This is a genomic window from Kitasatospora sp. NPDC047058 (assembly GCF_040643935.1).
Classification (GTDB): Bacteria; Actinomycetota; Actinomycetes; order Streptomycetales; family Streptomycetaceae; genus Kitasatospora.
Map to the genome: position 1 here is coordinate 1 of NZ_JBEYVJ010000020.1, position 17,150 is coordinate 17,150.

Below are 17,150 nucleotides of genomic sequence, written 5' to 3' on the forward strand. Positions count from 1 at the left end.
CTCGGCCGCGCCTTCGCCGACGCGGCGCTGGCCGCGGGCGACCGGGTCGCGGTCCTGGCCCGCACGGCCGGCCCGCTGGAGGAGCTGGCCGCCGCCCACCCCGGCCGGGTCCTGCCCCTGACCGCGGACGTGACCGACCGGGACGCCGTGTTCGCCGCCGTCACCCGGGCCGCCGGGCACTACGGCCGGCTCGACATCGTCGTCAACAACGCGGGCGCACTGTCGATGGGCATGGTCGAGGAGTTCACCGAGGCCGAGGCCCGGGCCCAACTGGACGTCAACTTCTTCGGCGCCCTCTGGGTCAGCCAGGCGGTCATGCCCGTCCTGCGCGCACAGGGCGGCGGCCACCTCCTCCAGGTCTCCAGCATCGCCGCCCTCGCCGGCTTCCCCGGCACCGGCCTCTACAGCGCCAGCAAGTTCGCCCTGGAGGGCCTCAGCGAAGCCCTCGCCGCCGAGGCCGCCGCCTTCGGCGCGAAGGTCAGCATCATCCAGCCCGGCGGCTACTGGACCGACCTCTACACCGCCATGCACGCCACCACCCCCCTGGACGCCTACGCCCCACTGCGCGAGGAACTCGCCGCACAGTGGGCCGAAGGCTCCGTCGACAGCAGCCCCGAACTCGCCGCCCAGGCCCTCCTCCAGCTCGTCGACAGCGACGAACCCCCGCTGCGCCTGCTCCTCGGCAGCATGGTCTACGACCTCGCCTTCGACCTGGCCCGCAAGCGGATGGACACCTGGGCCGGCTGGGAGCAGGTCAGCCGCGCCGCCGAGAAGGCCGTCCCGGCACCCGCGGCCACGGCCACGGAGACGACCGCGGAGACGAGCACGGAGACCACCGGCTGACGCCGGCGCCGCCCGTTCGACCCTGTGCGGGCCTGTGCGGTCCTGTGCGGGCTTGTGCCCGCGCGGGGCCGCCGACAGACTTGACGATCGTCCGACAAAAAGCTTGATCGCCTTGAGGGGTACGGGATGTCGTCGCTGTTCCGCATGCTCGACTTGCACGAGGCCGTGGAAAAGGCCCGGCAGCGGCCGGACGGACGCCTCTTCGTCTCCGACTACAACGGCTCCCACCCCTACGTCGCCGACTACCTCGGCGACCTCGCCCACACCCCGCCCTACCGCCTCGGCGACGTCAGCCGGTATTCCGCGATCGACGAGGACCACGCGCTGCGCACCAAACTCGCGCGGCTGCACGAGAGTTACGACGGCGAGGAACGCTCCCCCGGGCAGATCGTCCCGGCCGGCGGCTCCAGCAGCCTGATCGGCACCTTCTGCACCTGGCTGCGGCTCACCGGCCACACCCGGGTCCACTACGTCCCGCCGGTGTACTACAAATTCGCCTACTTCTTCCGGAAGTTCGGCATCGAACCCGTCGCCGCCGCCGAAACCCACGCCCACCGGGGCGAGTTCACCTGGGACCTGCCCGACGAACGGACCGTCCTGCTGCTCACCGACCCCGTCTGGTACACCGGCCGGCGCGTCCCCGCCCAGGTGCTCAAGGAGCTCGCCGCATGGCAACTCGCCACCGGCTCCCTGGTGTTCGTCGACGGAACGTTCCAGTACCTGCGCTGGGACGGCAGCCGCCGCGAGGACTCCGCCACCCTGCCCGCCGACCTCACCCTGCGGATGGTCTGCCCCACCAAGTACCTGTCCATCCACGGCTACCGCTGTGCCCACCTGCTGGTGCCCGAGCGCCTCCGCGAGCCGCTCGCCGAACTGCACCTCAACCTGCACGGCGACGTCACCCTGGCCGACCGGCAGTTCGCCCACCGGGCCGCCGACCTGATGCGGGTCGAGGGCAACCACCGGCTGATCGACCATATCCGGGCCAACCACCAACGCCTCTCGGCCGGTTGCGCGCTGACCGCGCAGGCGGCGATCGAGACCGGCTACTTCCTGTTCGCCCGGCCCACCGCCCCGGCCGACCGCCTGCTCGCCCTGGACGGCCGCCACTTCGAACTGCCCGACCACCCCGGGTTCGTCCGGATCAACCTGCTCAACGAGGCGGCGCTGGACGGGCTGGAGTCACTGGCGGCCGCGTAGCGGCGGCGGTGGCGGCCCCGGACGCCCCTGCGGCGGTGGCGGCCCCGGCGGCGATGGCGTGCCGGCGGCGCCAGACCGCCGCCGAGATCCGCGCCACCAGCCGGGCCGCCGGGTCGTCCTCGTGCGCGTCCTCCCCCGAGGCCAGCGGACCGGTGTAGCAGACCGCCAGCAGGTACGGCGGGCAGTCCTCCGGGCGGACCAGCCCGACGCTGTGCCGGACGCCCGGGAACCAGCCGTTCTTGAACGCGACCCGGGTGCCCGGCGGCAGCCCGGCAGCGAGGTCCACCCGGAAGGCGTTGCGCTCCAGCAGCGCCAACAACTCCGGTTCGCCGGCCAGCGATTGCAGCAGGCGGACCAGGTCGCATGCGCTCACCCGGTTGTGCACGCCGGCGTCGCGCGCCGGGTAGTCCTCGATCCCCCGCGGGCTGGCGCTGCGGGTCGCCCCCGCCCGCCGCCAGACCTCGGCCACCGCCTCGTGCCCCACCCGGGCCAGGCAGAGGTTGGTGGCGAGGTTGGAGGAATGCGTGATCATCCGCTCGGCGAGGGTGCGCAGCGGCGCCGCGCCGCCGAGCAGCGCCCAGGGCTCCGGATCGCTGTCCCAGTCCGGGTCGTTGCCGTACTCCCCGCCGGCCGCCGAGGCGAACCGGTTGACGACGGGGATCTCCGCGTCCAGGTCCGCCCCGCTGCGGTACAGCGCCGCGAGCACCGCCACCTTCATCGTGCTCGCCGCATCGTGCAGCTCGTCACCGCGCCGGACCACCACCGGATCGCCGCCCCAGGGGGCCACCACCACAGACAGCATGCGCCCAGGGTAGGACCGGCTCCCGGGATAGCGGCTCAAGCCGGGCCGTGGGGACGGCCCCGGCGCCGCGGAACAGCTCGCTCGCGCCCCAGGCGCGACACCGGCAGGGCCTGCCCCGCCAGCGGCCGGACCTCCGCGGGGGTGGCGAGCTCCGCCAGGTAGCGCTCGCGCGGCAGGAGGGTGGCGCCGAGGGCGCGGACGTGCGGGGTGTCCCACTGGGCGTCGAGGAGGCGGCCGCCGGCGGCGGCGAAGCGGGCGGCGAGGTCGGCGACGGCGACGCGGGCCGCGTCGGGGCGGCGGTGGAACATCGAGTCGAGGCTCAGGACCGCGCCCGCGCCGACCCCGAAGACGCCCCCGATCAGCTCCTCGCCCTCCCAGACCTCGGCGCTGTGGGCCGCGCCGCTCTCGTTCAGGCTGCGCAACGCAGCGCGCAGCTCCTCGGTGAGCCACGGCGGCCGGCGGCCGTCGGCGCAGGCGTCGAGGACCCGGTCGAAGGCCAGGTCGGCGCTGGTCCACCAGGGCAGGGTGTTGCGCAGCCGCCGGGCGAGCCGGCTGCCGAGGCGGACGCCGTCGGGGGTGATCACCGGGCGCGGGTCGGGGGACCACCAGGCGAGCGCGTAGGGGTCGTCCTCGGGCGTGCCCGGGAGCAGGGCCACCTCTCCGGCGGCCACCGCCTCCTCGAACCGGGCCTCGTTGAAGGCGCTCGCGTAGTCGTCGCCGGCGGGCATCGGGAACAGCCCGCGCCGGTACGCGGCCAGCAGGACGTCCGCCGCGAGCCCGCCGCCGAACGCGGCCGGCCCGTCCCCGGGCGCCCGCGCCAGGTCGACCCGCTCGAACATCCGCCCGGCAGCGTCGCTCATCGCCGCACCACCCCCACCGGCGGCGTCAGGAAGCCCTCCACCGCCAACTGCTCCAGATAGCGGTCCAGCAGCCCGTCGTCCACCGCCGGGAGGCCGATCCCGCTGCCCATCAGCGCGTGTTCGGTGTTGGACCGGTCGAAGAGGGGGAACGTCGGCCGGAAGTACATCTCGCTGATGGAGAGGTCGGTGCCCGGGCTGCGGTCGACGAAGAGCGGGACGAAGGGGGTCATCGGGTGGGTGGGGTGGCCGGCGGCGAAGCGGACGAGGTCCTGGACCCAGGCGTCGTACGGGACTTCGTCCACCGGGTAGCCGCGGGCGCGCAGCCGGGCGGCGAGGTCGGCGAGGACGGCGGGCCGGGGCGAGGTCACGTGGTAGACCTCGCCGTTGGCCGGGGCGTGGGCGGTGATGTGGGCGACGGCCAGGCTGAACCGGTCGGCCGGGACGAAGTCGAGCAGCAGCCGGACGTCCGGGCAACTCCCGCTGTCTGCCATGTACTTGATCAGCGCGCAGATCTCGGTGCCGGTGTTCATCACGCCGGTGGAGAGGTCCCCGGTGACGTCGTTGGTACGCAGCACGGTGACCGGCAGTCCGGCGGCGGCCGCGTTGTGCAGGAGCTGTTCGGCGACCCACTTGCTCTCCACGTAGCCGACCGCGAGCTTGTCGGGGTGGGCGAGCGGCATCCGTTCGGTGACCTCGGCGACGCCGGCCGGGCCGAAGCCGGCCAGGACGGCGAGGGTGGAGAGGTAGTGCACGGGGATGCCGCGGGAGTGGCCGGCCAGCCGGACGATCTCGCGGGTGCCGTCCACGTTGGCGGCGCGCAGCTGGTGGTACGGGTAGATGAAGTTGACCTGTCCGCCGAGGTGGTGGATGGCGTCCAGGCTGCCGGCGAGCTGCTCGAACCGGTGCTGCGTGAGGCCGAGCAGCGGTTCGGTGAGGTCGCCGACCAGCGGGACGACGCGGGCGTCGGCCAGGTCGTGGCGGAGGAAGCGCTGTTGCGCGGCGCGGATGCGTTCGAGGGCGTGTTCCTCGTCGGGGGCGCGGACCAGGCAGTGGATGCGGGCGCCGGTGGTGCGCAGCAGCGTGTTCAGCAGGTGGGCGCCGCAGAAGCCGGTGGCGCCGGTGAGCAGGATGTCGGCGGGTTCGGCGCGGGAGGGGGCGGGTTGCCAGGACTGCCGGACGGGGGTGCCGAGTTCGGCTTCGGCGACCCAGTCGACCGCGGCCTCGCCGAGGCCGTTCCGGGTGGAGCGGGCGGTGCGGGTGGCGGCGGCGAAGGCGCGCAGGGTGGAGTCGCCGAGCAGGGAGCGGGTGAGGAAACGGATCCGGGTGACGTCGATGCCGAACATGATCCGGACCCGGGCCAGCATCTCCATGGCGAGCAGGGAGTTGCCGCCGAGCTCGAAGAAGTCGTCGGCCGGTCCGACCCGGTCGACGGTGAGAAGTTCGGACCAGAGGTGGGCGATGCCGGCCTCGATCGTGCTGCCGTTGCCGTCGCCGTCGCGGCGCTCGGCGCCGTCGGGGCTGTCGGGGCTGTCGGCGTCGCCTGGGCGGCCGGCACCGTCGGCAGGGTCGGCGTCGCCGGGGCGCGGCAGCTGGTCGGCGCGCGGGTGCCGGTGGCTGTCCCGGCGTTGCAGCTGCGGGGTCGTGTGCGGCAGCCGGCGCCGGTCGATCTTGCCGTGGGCGGTGAGCGGCATGCTGTCGAGCAGGACGAAGTCGGCCGGGACCATGAAGTCCGGCAGCCGGTCGGCCAGGTAGGCGCGGATCTGGGCGCGCCGGGCGTGGGCGCCGGAGCCGGCCCGGTCGGTGAGCGTGTAGTAGGCGGTGAGCACACGGTTGCCGTCGTCGCTGCCGTCGGCGGCGACGCGGGCCTGCCGGACGTCGGGGTGGGCGGCGAGCACCGATTCGACCTCGGCCGGGTCGACGCGGTAGCCGCGGACCTTCACCTGGTCGTCGAACCGTCCGAGGATCTCCAGGTGGCCGTCCGCCCGCCAGCGGCCGGCGTCACCGGTGCGGTACATGCGTTCGCCGGGCACGGGCGCGTACGGGTCGGGCAGAAACGTTTCCGCGGTGAGTCCGGGCTGCCGCCAGTAGCCCCGGGCGAGGCCGGGGCCGCCGAGGTAGATCTCGCCCTTCTCGCCGGGCCTGACCGGGGAGAGCCGCGCGTCCAGCACGTGCACCCGCACGCCCGGCAGCGGCCGCCCGATCGGCACCGGCGCCGTGCTCACCCCGCCGTGCTCGGCACCGTCGTGGACGGCGGCAGCGTCCGGAGCGGCGGCGTCCGGACCGGCAGCGGCGCTCGGACCGGCGGCACTGCCGTGAGCGGCGGCCCCGCTGTGGGCCGCCGCGCCGTGCACCGGGCATCCGTGGACGCCGCCGGCCAGCACTGCGGGCGTGACCTCGCAGAGCGTCGAGGTGACGGCCGCCTCGGTCACGCCGTACGCGTTGACCAGCCGGACGCCGGGCAGCCGCTCCAGGCAGGTGCGGCAGTCGTCGGCGTGCACGGTGTCCCCGCCGACCACCACCAGCCGCAGGCCGCCGGGGGCCGGGCCGCCCTCGGGGAGCAGCGCGAGCACGTGGTGCCAGTAGGCGGGCGTGAGGTCGGTGACGGTGAGGCCCAGTTCCTGCATCCGGTGCACCAGCTCGGTGGGCGCCCAGGTCCGCGCGCCGCCGAGGACCAGGGTGGCGCCGGCGACCAGGGTGGCGAGCACCTGTTCCAGCGCGGTGTCGAAGCCGAGCGCGGCGAGCTGCAGCACCCGGTCACGCGGAGTGAGGCCGTAGGCGTGGATGACCCGGTCGAGGGTGAACACCAGGGAGCGGTGGGTGACCGGGACGCCCTTGGGCGTGCCGGTGGTGCCGGAGGTGTAGATCAGATAGGCGAGGTCGTCCGGAGCGGCGGTGTCGGGCACGGCACCGGCGTCGCCCGCCTCCGCCTGCCCACTGCCTCCGCCTGCGTCTGCGTCTGCTTCTGCGTCTGCTTCTGCTTCTGCTTCTGCGGCCGTGTCCCTGTCCCTGTCCGCGTCCGCGGCCGTGTCCGCTTCCACGTCCAGCACGGTGACCCCCGGGAAGCGCCGGCCCGGCGCCGCCACCGCGACCTCCGCCCGGCAGTCCTCGATGAGCTGCGCCAGCCGCCGCTCCGGGTGGGACGGGTCCAGCGGAAGGAGCGCCCCGCCGGCCTTGAGCACGCCGAGCCAGGCCGTCACCAGGCCGGTCCCGCGTTCCAGGCAGACCGGCACCACCCGCTCCGGCCCGACGCCCCGGTCGCGCAGTGCGGCAGCCAGCCGGTCACTGCGCCGGTCCAGCTCGCGGTAGCTCAGCCCGCCGTCCTCGGCGAGCACCGCAGTCGCGTCCGGATCGTGCGCGGCGCGGGCCCGGAACAGCCCGTGCACGGTGTCGGCGAACCCGGCCCGGGCGCCCCCGCGCCCGGCCGCGCCGCCCTGGCCCGACGGTAAGGGCCCGAGCCCCAGCCCGCCCCAGCGCCACTCGCGCTCCACGTAGGCCCGGCAGGCCGAGCGGCCGTCCGGCCCGAAAACCGTCCGCCAACCGCTCGGAACGGTGAAGTCACCGGGCCAGATCGCATACAGACCGTCTTCGTTGCACAACACGGCGTGACGTCCGGAGTCCATTTCCGTTCGCGCGCCCTGTGCGCCCTCTGGTGCCTCGTCCACCGGCTTGACCTCGTGCTGTGGCGGCAGAATGCTGGGAGATGCGACATTTCCGACTATACGCACTCACGGCCCATTTCGAACGTCCGGCCGCAATCATCCGGACGGACGCGGCCCCTGCCCGAAGGGCGATTCCCCGCAAAGACCCGTCCTCACCCGAACTCCCCCGCCCGACCGGCGGGGTGATGTCACGGAGGAGGTAGCTTCGTTGACACGCCGGCGCCAGCGCCTGATGGTCTGTTACCTGCTGTGGATGGTGCTGTTCACCTGCATCTACTACATCAACCCCACCCAGCGGATCATCTGGTGGACGGGCATGGGCCTCGGTGGCGTCGCCGCCATCGTGGTCGGAGTCCGCCTTAACCGCCCGTCCCATGCGCTCTTCTGGTACCTGCTCGCGCTCGCCAACCTCAGTTTCACGGCCGGCGAGGTGGTCCAGGTCATCCAGCTGCAGTTCCTGCACCTGAGCAACCCCTTCCCGTCGGTCGCCGACGGCTTCTACCTCGCCGAGTACCTGCTGTACGCGGCGGGCGTGTTGGGCTTCATCCGCTGGCGGACGGCCCATCAGGACCGGGCCAGCCTGCTGGACGCGCTCATCCTCACCATGGGCCTGGCGTTGCTCGTGTGGATCTACCTGGTCCTCCCGTACGCCCGGAACCCGGACCTCACCTGGGTCCAGAAGGCCGTCTCCATCGCCTACCCCCTCGGCGACGTCGTCGTCCTCGCCCTGCTGCTGCGCCTGCTGGCGCCACGCGGCGGCGGCAGCCGCGCCCTGCAACTGCTCACCGTCGGCACGGTCGGCCTGCTGATCTCCGACATCCTGTACGGACTGATCCAGCTGCACGGCAACTGGCACATCGGCACCCCGGTCGACCTCGGCTGGGCCGCCTTCTACACCGCCTGGGGCGCGGCCGCACTGCACCCCTCGATGGTCGAGCTGACCAAACCCGTGCCCAGCCAGCAGGTCGACCTCGGCCCCGGCCGGCTGGCCCTGCTCACCCTCGCCTCCCTGGTCGCGCCGACCATCCTGATCATCGAGTCGCTGACCGGGAACACCAGCAACGCCGGCGTCATCGGCGCCTTCTCCGCCCTGATCTACCTGCTGGTCCTGGCCCGCCTGGCCGTCGTGGTCAACGCCCGGCGGCAGGCCGTCGCCCGGGAACGCGCACTGCGCGAGGCCGGCGCCTCACTGACCGCCGCGGTCACCGTCGAGGAGGTCGCCGACGCCGTCCAGGCCGCCGCCTCCACCCTGATGCCCGCCGAACCCGGTCACGTCGCCCTGCTCGCGGTCACCGAGGGCGGCGTCCTGCACGTCCGGCACGCCGAACGGGGCCCCGCCCAGCACACCCTCGGCGACGGCTCCGACTCGGACGAGGTGCTCGCCCTCGCCGCCGTCCGCGAGACCCGTTTACTCCCCGTCGAGGAGATCGGCAACGACCTCGCGGTCCGGCTCGACGGCATGCCCTCCGCGCTGCTCTGCCCGCTCACCCTGGCCGAGCGCCCCTCCGGCGACCCGCTGATCGGCGCGCTCATCGTCACCGGCACCGAGCAGGAGCTCACCAGCCTCTGGAGCTCGCTGGAGATCCTCGCCGCCCAGGCCGCGCTGGCCGTCGAACGCGTCATGCTGAGCCAGGAGGTCAACCGCCGCAACAGCGAGGCGTACTTCCGCACCCTCGTGCAGAGCGCCAGCGACGTCATCCTGATCCTCAACGCCGACGACGGCGTCCGCTACGCCTCCTCCTCCGCCGAGCGCGTCCTCGGCTACCCCGACCTGGACGGCACCCTCATCACCGACCTCGTCCCGCCCGAGGACAGCCGCGCCGTCGGCAGCGCACTCGCCCGGATGCGCGGCCTCGACGGCGGCGCCCGGCCCGGCGACGGCGGCACCCGCGACACACAACGCGAGCACTGGCGGCTGCTGCGGCACGACCGCACCCCGATCGAGGCCGAGGTCCGCTGCAACGACCTGCGCGGCGACCCCACCGTGGGCGGCCTCGTGCTCACCCTGCGCGACGTCACCGAACAGCGCCAGATGGAGCGCGAACTCACCCACCGGGCCTTCCACGACTCGCTCACCGGCCTGGCCAACCGTGTCCTCTTCCAGGACCGCGTCGGCCACGCGCTCTCCCGCGGCGAGCGCAGCGGCGCGATCACCGGGGTGCTCTTCATCGACCTGGACGACTTCAAGGTGGTCAACGACACCCAGGGCCACGCCGTCGGCGACGAGCTGCTGGTCGCCGTCTCGCTCCGGGTCTCCACCGCGCTGCGCACCTCCGACACGGCGGCCCGGCTCGGCGGCGACGAGTTCGCCGTCCTGGTCGAGGACGCGACCCGCCCGGCCGACGTCGGTGCCACCGCGGACGCCGTGCTGGCCGCGTTCACCGAACCGTTCAAGCTGAGCGCGGGCGCGGTCCGGGTCTCGGCGAGCATCGGCGTCGCGACGACCGAGGACAGCGTCGACGCGACCGAACTGCTCAGCCACGCCGACCTGGCGCTGTACTCGGCGAAGTCGGCCGGCAAGCGGCAGTGGTGCCACTACCAGCCCGCCCTGCAGGCCGGCCTGGTGGAGCGGCACGAGCTGAACGAGAACCTCGACACGGCGATCGCCGAATCCCGGTTCAAGCTGTACTACCAGCCGATCGTCGACCTGGCCACCGGCGACCTGGTCGCCTTCGAGGCCCTGGTCCGCTGGCCGCACGACCGGCGCGGCATGGTCCTCCCCGACGAGTTCATCGCCCTCGCCGAGGAGAGCGGCCAGATCGTCCCGCTCGGCGCCTGGGTGCTGGAACGCGCCGCCCAGGAGGCCGCCTCCTGGCACACCCTGACCAGCGAGGAGCGCCGGTCCGCCGGACGCCCGCCGCTGCGCGTCAACGTGAACGTCTCGGCCCGGCAGTTCCGCGACGCCGGCTTCGTCGACGTGGTCCGCGGCGCCGTGCGGTCCTCCGGCATCGACCCGGGCGCGCTCGTCCTGGAACTCACCGAATCCGTGCTGATGCGGCGCGACGAACGCGTCCACACCGACATGCGCACGCTCAGCCGGCTGGGCGTCGGCATCGCGATCGACGACTTCGGCACCGGGTACTCGTCGCTCTCGTACCTGCGGGAGTTCCCGATCTCCATCCTGAAGATCGACAAGTCCTTCATCGACGGGCTCGGGCTGTCGCAGCAGCAGTACGCCCTGGTCGAGGGCATCACGCGGATCGCCGACACCCTCGGCGTCCAGGTCATCGCCGAGGGCATCGAGAACGTCGAGCAGCGCGACCTGCTCGCCGCCATGGGCTGCCCCCTCGGCCAGGGCTACCTCTTCGCCCACCCCCTCGCCCCCGACCAGGCCCGCGCCCTCATCCGCGAAAGCGCCGGCCTCACCGACGTCCAGCACCTCGACTGACCCCCGCCCGGGGCCCGCTCGGGGCGGGGGCCCTCCGTCGATGCCGGACGGCCCCGTGAGCCGGGTGGTGCTACTTCACCGGGTGGGGGTGGCCGAGGTGGGGGAAGAACGGGAGCAGGTCGGTGTGCGGGGGGATGTGGTCGCTGGTGACCTTGCCGCCGGAGACCATGGTGAGGCGGGCGGAGGTCACGTCGTCCACCAGGGTCCGGCCGTTGGGGTAGCCGGCCGGGCGGGAACGGTCGTAGCGGAGGACGTCGGGCAGGACGAGCTTGAGGGTCTCGGTCGCCGCCTCGGTGGTGTAGTCCCCGGTGTGCTGGAGGACGGCCGTCCACGGCTCGCGGTACGTCGCCCAGTCGTCGGCGGGCTCGCCCGCGTTGTAGGACCTCCTCGGCGTTGAAGTACGCGGTGAGGGAGGGGTGGGCGCCCCGGTCGACGGAGACCAGCCGGCCGTCCTCGCGGAGGCTGACCCGGGCCCAGACCCCGATCGTCGGGTCCGGGCCGAGTTCGGCGTCCGGCACCTCCAGGGCGATGCCGAAGACGTTGGCGTCCGCCATCGCGTCCTTGCCGGTCCAGGTGAAGTCGTTGACGATCCCTTCGAGATCGGCGAAGAAGGGATCGCTGCGCAGCCCGACCGAAAGCCGGTGGCCGTTCGCCTCCACCACGTCCGGCGCGTCGCCGAACGCCACCGGGACGGCGGAGAACAGCACGTCGCCGGCGGCCTCGTGGCTACGGGCGGCCTCGCCGGTCGCACGGTGCACGGTGACGGTCTGGCCGCCGGTGTCGGCGCCGGAGAAGGTGAACGAGTAGGCGACGTCGGCCCGGTCGTCGCCGTCGCTGTCGATGTTGATCCGGTAGACCGCGTCCGGGTGGAACTCGGCGGCCTGGGTGGGGGCGTACGGGTTCACGTTCATGATGAGGACGGTCCGGCCGGGCGCGGCGGCCGCCGGGAACGCGAACAGGTCGGTGAGGTCCAGCCGGGCGTCACCGCGGGGCGAGCGGAGGTCGGGGCCGCTGAGGTGGTGGGACATGGCACTGTGGTAGCAGCACCGCCCCGACCGGCACGGGAGGACACCCGTACAGCGGGCGGCCGTCCGCCGATTGGCAGACGGCCGCCGGGAACCGTCGGACAGTAGGCTCGCGCGGACCTCGCTCAGACCTCGGCGGTCGCGGCGAAGCCGACGAACGCCTTCCACGCGGCCGGCTCGAACGCCAGCTGCGGGCCGCTCTTGTCCTTGGAGTCACGCACGTGGACGACGCCGGGTGAACTGGCGACCTCGACGCAGGCGGCGCCCTCGTTCGTGCTGTAGCTGCTCTTGAACCACGCAAGCTCGGCCGTACTCATCGTTCCACCAGCCTCTTCTCGATCAGGGCGAGTGACGCCTCAGAGCTGAGCGCCTGCGCCCTGAGACTGCCGTAACGCGTGGCCATTCTACGGACGTCCTCTGGGATCGTGATCAACCTATTGACGTGCTGCACCTCCACGTAGGCGATCTGGGAACGCCCGTTCGGCGTGAGGAGGATGAAGGAGCCTCCCATGCCCGCATGGCCGGTGCGGTCCAGCGGCAGAATCTGGAGTTCGAGGCCCCGCATCTGACCGATCTCCAGCAGGTGGCGCAACTGCTCCTCATGCACGTCACGGCCACCGACCGGCCGCAGGAGCACCCCTTCGTCAATCACCCAGCTCAGTGTCGGCAGCGGCCAGCGCTTCAAGATCTCCTGCCGGGTCATCCGAGCTGCCACCCACTGCTCGACCTGCTCCACCGACAGCCAGGGCCGTCGCATGTTATACAGCGCCCGGGCATGCGCCTCTGTCTGCAGGAGGCCAGGAATAGCGATCATGCTGTACTCGTGGATCTCGATCGCCTGGGCCTCTTCTTTCGTGAAGGCCTTCGAGAACGCCGGGTGCCGGGCACTGACGCGGACCTTTGCCTTCATCACGTCGTCAGCCACAGTCTGCAGCACGCCGGCCGCACCGAGCAGTTCGTCCGCGGCCGTCAGCAGCTCCACCCGCGGAGTCCGCTTACCGCGCTCTACGGCCCCGATCAAGTCCTCGCCGTAGCCGAGTCGGTGAGCCAAGTCACGCTGCGTGAAGCCCGCCCGCTCTCGGAAGAGCTTGATCAGCTTCCCCACCGCTGCGTAGAACTCCGCCACGCCCTCGGAGCCCTCCGCCAGCTCGCCATCCTCGAAGACGGTTCCGTCGGCACTCATCGCAGCCACCCCATCCGTACTCGCCGCGCTTTCGATCGGTTAATCCGCGCCCCGCCGACAAGAGCACCCTAGGCACCCGAACAGGCACTCTCCGTGGCCGCCGAATCCATGGTCAGGGTACTTCCGACCCTCCACGCTTTGTCCCGTGAAGACCGAAATTCCCCTCACCGATCCCCGCCGCCTCGCCATCGTGCTCGCGGCGACCCCCAGGGGCGCAGCCACCTGCCGGCGCCTCGCGAGACGCCAACTCATCGCGTGGGGGCTGGACTCCACCGCGGACGAGCCGTACCACTCCGCGCTGCTGATCGTCGCGGAGCTGGCCGCCAACGCCGTCACCCACGGCCGGGTCGCCGGGCGCCGGTTCGAACTGGGCCTCGCGCTCACCGGACCGGTCCTCCGCATCGAGGTCTCGGACTGCCGGGGCGACCGCCTCCCCGCCCTGCCCGCCGTGCCCTGCGCCGACTCCCAGTCCGGGCGCGGTCTCGTCCTCATCGACGCGCTCGCCGACCGCTGGGGTGCGCTCCCCCGTCATCCCGGCGCCAAGACCGTCTGGGCCGAACTCGACCTTCCCCTGCCCGATGCCTGCTGAGGCTCCCGACTCGGCCGCCACCGCGACCGCCTGCACCGTGCTGCCGTTCGCCCTCCTGCTCGCCCTCCTGACCTGGGCGCTCCCCCTGGCCCATCGGCCGGTGGTCTCTCCCGCTCCTGCCAGTCCGGGCGCGACCGTCAGCAGTGGGTCAGCGCCTCCGTGATGTACGGCTCGGCAGCCCGGTTACTGGACATGTAGCTGGGCGCGATCCGCGCCTTGTGCACGGCGTCCGACAGCCCCTGGTGCTTGCTGTCGGCCAGCGCGGCGGCAGCGGCCAGTTCCTCGGCCGCGGAGAGCCTGTAGAGCACCGAGTCGGCCGCGTTCCGGCCCGCCGTGTCGGAGGCGTCCGCCGGGTGCTCGGGCAGCGGGGCCCGCAGGCCGCGCATCAGGGCGCACGCGGTCCGCGCGTCGTCCGAGCCGGCCGCCTCCTTCCCCGCACTGCACGCCGAGCACGCCAGGACCAGGAGCAGTGCGACGGCGGCGATGGTGTTCCTCACGAGTCCCCCCTCGGATGCGCGGTCGCGCCCCAGGAACTCTAGGCAGCGCGGGCGAGGGCGGACAAGTGACTCCGTGAACCGGGCGCTTGACGCTCTTGGTTACCAGGCACCGACTCCCTACGATGAGTTGACGTGACGACTCATCGGGGGAACGGAGCCGGCGTGCCGGTGAAACGGTCGGGCAGTGGCCGACGCCTGGCGCCCGCACTCGCGGCCCTGGCCGCCGCGCTGGTGGCCTGCACCTCCAGCCCCTCGCCACAGCCCCCCACGGCCGGCGGCGCCGAGACGGCCTGTTCCGTCCTCGGGCGGATTCCCGACCCGTTCCCCGCCGCTCCGACGGGCAAAGGGACCAGCCCCGCGTACGACATCAACGTCCACCGCCTCAACGCCGCCCGCATGACGGCCCGCGACGGCGCGCGCACCGACCCCGGCGGCCAGCCACTCGCCGACGCCCTCGACGCCGCGTACCGGGGCCTGGTCGAGGACGCCGACCTGCCCGAGGGCCAGAAGCACCTGACCGAGGCCCGCCGGTCCTGTTGACCCCCGGGGAGCCTTGCCGACGTAGGGTGAACGACGGGATTACAGGTCACCCGGCCGGCTGCTTGCGCAGCAACTGTGCTTCGCCGCAGGTCTGGTCGGGATCCTCGACCAGACACAGGTTCATCCCGTCGTCGTCCTTCTGGACACTCGCCAGCACGGTGCAGGTGACGTTCCGGGCGTCCCCACCGGGCTTCAGCTTGATGGTCGACCCCTTGGGGTCACTGGTCCCGCGCCACCTGCGTCCGCTCACCCATCAGCAGCCACGTCCCGGCGGAAAGGGACTGGGCACATCCGTCCCGCAGCGAGACCGTCTTCGCGATGGCTTCCGAGGAGAAGGTCCCCCCTTCCGCGATGACGAGGCGAACCCCCTTCTGGTTGGCCCAGGTCCCGACGATGTCGCCTTGGGAGGCTTCAACGGACGAGCCGCCGGCCGCGCAGCCACTCGCCAACAGCCCCGCGAGCCCCAGTACGAACGCCACGCGGGAGGGCCTCAGGGACGTCCTGCCCTGCGCGCACCGTGTACGACGTACTCCCGCTTCACGTAACACCCGGCCAGCCTACGCTCGGCCGCCGGATCCCCAGATGTCGGGTCGGGAGCCGGCGGGGCCGGCAGCCGCAGCCGTCTAGGTAGGGCGCGATCATCGGGGCGGTGAAGTTCCCGGCGAGCCCGCCCTGCGTGATCTTCACCGAGCCGGCCCGGAACCGGCTCGCCTGCAACTCCTCGCTTCGCGAGAGGAGTTCGGGGATCTGCTCGGCCCCGCGCTCGCGGTCCCACCAGAGCGCCCCGACGATGCGGGCGGTCAGCGAACCGTCCCGGGCGGCGGCAAGGTAGGCTCGGACAGGTCCGGCTGACCGTTGAAGACGCCGAGGATGGCGCCCACTCGCCAGTTCCGTCCCCCGTACACGGTGTGCGCGCATCCCGGAACCCGGGGATCAGCAGCCTTCCGGTGACGTCCATCACCTCGGCCCCCGGCCACAGCCGGACTGCACGCCCGCGTCAGCGCCGGATCGCCAGTGTGGACGGGACGGTTGATGAAGACGAGGTCGGCGCAGGGCATGACGAATGCTCCCTGGAATATCAGTGATCTTGCTCCGCCCAGGTAAACACCGCCACCACCGGTCAATGAGATTGTCATAAGCGTCGACGCCGCCCGCCGCTCACCCCCTCCGCAGCGGCAAGCCGGACGCCGCCGGTAACCAGAGCTCCTGGTCGCTACCGGATCGCCCGAGCCAGATCGAACAGCTGCGGCCGTTGTCGGAGCGGGTCGCGTAGATGACGACCAGGTAGCCCGCGTCGGCTTCGTACTCGGCCTTCCACGTGCCCTGCAGTTCCAGCGTCTTCGACGTGTCCCACGTCGAACTGTCACAGGCCGCCACCGGTACCGTCGTAGGCCCGAGGTCCCCGCCTGCACGCAGTTCCACAGCCACCGCCCCGCCGACCCAGCGTCCGGCCGGGTCCGACAGTTCGCGCGCCGTGAACCAGTGCACGCAGATCACCGCCGCCACACCCCCACCCACCAGAGCCACGCCCCCGGCCGCCACACCCGCCCGGATTGACCAACGCACTGCCATCTCCCCGACCTCTCCTTCCCCCAAAGGCCACCAGCCGATCTGGCGGCTGCTCGGCACGATGCGGCGGCCCCCTGCTCCAACGCTCTCCACCGGTGCGGCCGCCTCCAGAAGCCCCGCCCCAGCGCAACCCCTCAAGCAGCCCCAGCCCGCCAGGCTCGCCACCAGGTCCATCGCCTTGTCCCCCGCCGCCTCATACCTGGCAGCCGCAACCCAGCAATGCAGCAACGGCCACCCGGCCGTCACCGCCCTGACCGGACGATGCCCTCCACAGGAAGCTCCCCACTTCATTGTTCTCTCACCAACTGAGCTCAATCACCCATCCTCATGCCCCATCCCGGCGGACTCACTGCGGCAAACATCGCATCCACCGGACGTAACCGCCGACCCCCACCGATGCGAGCCGCCCCATCCGAATCTCGGATGGGGCGGCTCCTGACACAGACCCACGGGTTCTTCGCTGCCACTGAACTACTGCCGGACGAACGGCTCGTTGGCAGCGCTGGCGCCGGTCATCTGCAGCCGCACCTCACCGTTGCGCGTGAAGTACTGGAAGTACCTTTCGCATTTCAGATCGCCGGTGACAGACGTCAGCTGCACGACCGCGCCGTGCCCGGCATCGTCCATCTTCCCGTGCCGCCAGGTACCAGTGAACTTGACCACCGTGGGCGACGACGGTCCGTTGCACGTGGCGGGGAGCAAGCTCACCTCCCCGAGAGCACCCCCGTCCAGGAATTGGATCGTTCCGGAACTCGCCCTCCAGGACCCGACGACAGGAGCGTCACCTTCCTCCTCCGCCGCTATGCACGAAGCCGCCAGCGGCAGAGCGGAGAGCAGCAGGACGCTCAGCGCATGCAGCCCTCTACGAGCCCGCACCCGACCTGACCTCACGAACTCCCTCATGTGGTAATGCCGTTCCGAAACCGCACTACTCGAAGTCACCAGGGAGGTTTCCCCGGTGAGTCCCCGCGCGGTCGGCCGGCCCTGGTGAGACC

16 protein-coding genes and 1 pseudogene are annotated in these 17,150 nt (G+C 72.3%); 5 read left to right on the plus strand and 12 right to left on the minus strand.

The window, feature by feature from the left end:
- Together ABZ885_RS05025 and ABZ885_RS05030 are read left to right on the plus strand one after the other, a co-directional pair.
- Positions 1–843 (plus strand): SDR family NAD(P)-dependent oxidoreductase (locus ABZ885_RS05025; RefSeq protein ID WP_360183472.1); only part of this gene is annotated, 843 nt, incomplete at its 5' end.
- A gap of 126 nt (positions 844–969) precedes the next feature.
- Entirely contained in the window at positions 970–2,043 is a 1,074-nt protein-coding gene (locus ABZ885_RS05030) for an aminotransferase class I/II-fold pyridoxal phosphate-dependent enzyme (RefSeq protein WP_360183474.1), read from the plus strand.
- On the opposite strand, the gene ABZ885_RS05035 is transcribed toward ABZ885_RS05030, so the two are convergent.
- The 3 genes from ABZ885_RS05035 to ABZ885_RS05045 are packed head-to-tail and all read right to left on the minus strand — an operon-like array spanning position 1,997 to position 7,325.
- Positions 1,997–2,845, minus strand: a complete 849-nt coding sequence (locus ABZ885_RS05035) for a serine hydrolase (RefSeq protein ID WP_360183476.1) — start codon at positions 2,843–2,845, stop codon at positions 1,997–1,999. The genes ABZ885_RS05030 and ABZ885_RS05035 overlap by 47 nt on opposite strands.
- Positions 2,846–2,880: 35 nt before the next feature.
- A complete protein-coding gene (locus tag ABZ885_RS05040; protein WP_360183478.1) occupies positions 2,881–3,705 on the minus strand; it encodes a leucyl/phenylalanyl-tRNA--protein transferase in 825 nt (274 codons plus the stop codon).
- Positions 3,702–7,325: a thioester reductase domain-containing protein gene (locus tag ABZ885_RS05045; RefSeq protein WP_360183480.1), complete on the minus strand. Its 3,624-nt coding sequence runs from the start codon at positions 7,323–7,325 to the stop codon at positions 3,702–3,704. Before ABZ885_RS05045 ends, ABZ885_RS05040 begins: the two co-directional genes overlap by 4 nt.
- Positions 7,326–7,572: 247 nt before the next feature.
- On the opposite strand from ABZ885_RS05045, the gene ABZ885_RS05050 reads away from it, so the two are divergent.
- Positions 7,573–10,752 carry an EAL domain-containing protein gene (locus tag ABZ885_RS05050; RefSeq protein WP_360183482.1) on the plus strand — a complete coding sequence of 1,060 codons (3,180 nt, stop codon included), beginning with the start codon at positions 7,573–7,575 and terminating at the stop codon, positions 10,750–10,752.
- On the opposite strand, the gene ABZ885_RS05055 is transcribed toward ABZ885_RS05050, so the two are convergent.
- The 3 genes from ABZ885_RS05055 to ABZ885_RS05065 form a co-directional block, all read right to left on the minus strand.
- Complete coding sequence (locus ABZ885_RS05055) at positions 10,662–11,780, minus strand: DUF4331 family protein (protein WP_360183484.1); 1,119 nt, start codon at positions 11,778–11,780, stop codon at positions 10,662–10,664. The two genes, ABZ885_RS05050 and ABZ885_RS05055, sit on opposite strands and share 91 nt — an antisense overlap.
- A 122-nt stretch (positions 11,781–11,902) precedes the next feature.
- Complete coding sequence (locus ABZ885_RS05060; protein ID WP_360183486.1) at positions 11,903–12,094, minus strand: DUF397 domain-containing protein; 192 nt, start codon at positions 12,092–12,094, stop codon at positions 11,903–11,905.
- A complete protein-coding gene (locus tag ABZ885_RS05065) occupies positions 12,091–12,960 on the minus strand; it encodes a helix-turn-helix transcriptional regulator (protein ID WP_360183488.1) in 870 nt (289 codons plus the stop codon). Before ABZ885_RS05065 ends, ABZ885_RS05060 begins: the two co-directional genes overlap by 4 nt.
- A 145-nt stretch (positions 12,961–13,105) precedes the next feature.
- Between ABZ885_RS05065 and ABZ885_RS05070 the strand changes: the two genes are divergently transcribed.
- Positions 13,106–13,549: an ATP-binding protein gene (locus ABZ885_RS05070; RefSeq protein WP_360183490.1), complete on the plus strand. Its 444-nt coding sequence runs from the start codon at positions 13,106–13,108 to the stop codon at positions 13,547–13,549.
- A 137-nt stretch (positions 13,550–13,686) separates the two neighbouring features.
- Here ABZ885_RS05070 and ABZ885_RS05075 read toward each other — a convergent pair whose 3' ends face one another.
- Positions 13,687–14,046 (minus strand): hypothetical protein, encoded by a 360-nt coding sequence (locus tag ABZ885_RS05075; protein ID WP_360183492.1) that lies wholly within the window; start codon positions 14,044–14,046, stop codon positions 13,687–13,689.
- 162 nt (positions 14,047–14,208) lie between these two features.
- Here ABZ885_RS05075 and ABZ885_RS05080 point away from each other — a divergent pair, with 162 nt between their 5' ends.
- Positions 14,209–14,586, plus strand: coding sequence for a hypothetical protein (locus ABZ885_RS05080; protein WP_360183494.1), 378 nt, complete (start codon positions 14,209–14,211; stop codon positions 14,584–14,586).
- 46 nt (positions 14,587–14,632) lie between these two features.
- On the opposite strand, the gene ABZ885_RS05085 is transcribed toward ABZ885_RS05080, so the two are convergent.
- The 5 genes and pseudogenes from ABZ885_RS05085 to ABZ885_RS05105 all read right to left on the minus strand — a co-directional run bounded on the left by ABZ885_RS05085 (position 14,633) and on the right by ABZ885_RS05105 (position 16,857).
- Positions 14,633–14,836 carry a hypothetical protein gene (locus ABZ885_RS05085; RefSeq protein WP_360183496.1) on the minus strand — a complete coding sequence of 68 codons (204 nt, stop codon included), beginning with the start codon at positions 14,834–14,836 and terminating at the stop codon, positions 14,633–14,635.
- Entirely contained in the window at positions 14,805–15,065 is a 261-nt protein-coding gene (locus ABZ885_RS05090; protein ID WP_360183498.1) for a hypothetical protein, read from the minus strand. The genes ABZ885_RS05085 and ABZ885_RS05090 overlap by 32 nt, the downstream gene beginning before the upstream one ends.
- A 130-nt stretch (positions 15,066–15,195) precedes the next feature.
- Positions 15,196–15,473: pseudogene (locus ABZ885_RS05095) on the minus strand (amidohydrolase); the annotation flags it as partial.
- Positions 15,474–15,744: 271 nt separating this feature from the next.
- Positions 15,745–16,158, minus strand: a complete 414-nt coding sequence (locus ABZ885_RS05100; RefSeq protein ID WP_360183500.1) for a hypothetical protein — start codon at positions 16,156–16,158, stop codon at positions 15,745–15,747.
- A gap of 468 nt (positions 16,159–16,626) precedes the next feature.
- A complete protein-coding gene (locus ABZ885_RS05105; RefSeq protein WP_360183502.1) occupies positions 16,627–16,857 on the minus strand; it encodes a hypothetical protein in 231 nt (76 codons plus the stop codon).
- Positions 16,858–17,150 lie beyond the last annotated feature (293 nt).